Genomic DNA, 664 nt, shown 5'->3' with positions numbered 1-664 from the left:
GCCCGGCGGACACCAGCCGGCGCCCATCTTCGGAATCTGTTCCAGCACCCAGTCCACCACGGAATCGGACGGGTTGAGCATGGCGAACTTGGATTTGGCTTCGGAGCCGCCGCCTTTCGCCGCCACGTCGATTTCCAGGGTGTCGCCGGGAACGATGGAGTAATTTATCACCGCCGGGGTGTTGTCCTTGGTGTTGGCACGCTTGCCGTCCGGGTCCGCCAGCACCGAGGCACGCAGAACATTGTCCGGGTGGTTGTAGGCGCGACGCACACCTTCGTTGATCATGTCGTCCAGGCTCATGTCGCCCTCAAAGGTGACATTCATGCCCACCTTGGCAAACACGGTGACGATACCGGTGTCCTGGCAGATCGGGCGGCGGCCCATGGCGGCCATGCGGGAGTTAACCAGGATCTGCGCCATGGCGTCCTTGGCGGCCTTGCTCTCTTCTTTCTCGTAGGCTTCTTTCACCGCGCGGATGAAATCCACGGGGTGGTAGTAAGAGATATACTGCAAGGCATCTGCCACGCTCTGAATCAGGTCATCCTGGCGAATCACCGTCATGGGATTACTCCTGCTGGGAAAATAGGGGCGCGTAGTATAGCGCAGAGAGTGAAGGGGGCGGAAATCGGCGGCGGGAGCGCCATGACTAGCCGCCCCTTGCCGC

The 664-nt window shown here is 61.1% G+C and carries 1 protein-coding gene; it reads right to left on the bottom strand.

Going from position 1 to position 664, the window contains the following annotated elements:
* Window positions 1-561 (bottom strand): fumarate hydratase (locus tag A3730_RS26870; RefSeq protein ID WP_197477666.1); only part of this gene is annotated, 561 nt, incomplete at its 3' end.
* Window positions 562-664 lie beyond the last annotated feature (103 nt).

The organism is Alcanivorax sp. HI0044, assembly GCF_001634945.1.
Note: the sequence above shows the minus strand (reverse complement) of the source record. Positions and strands in the feature narration are given on the sequence as shown.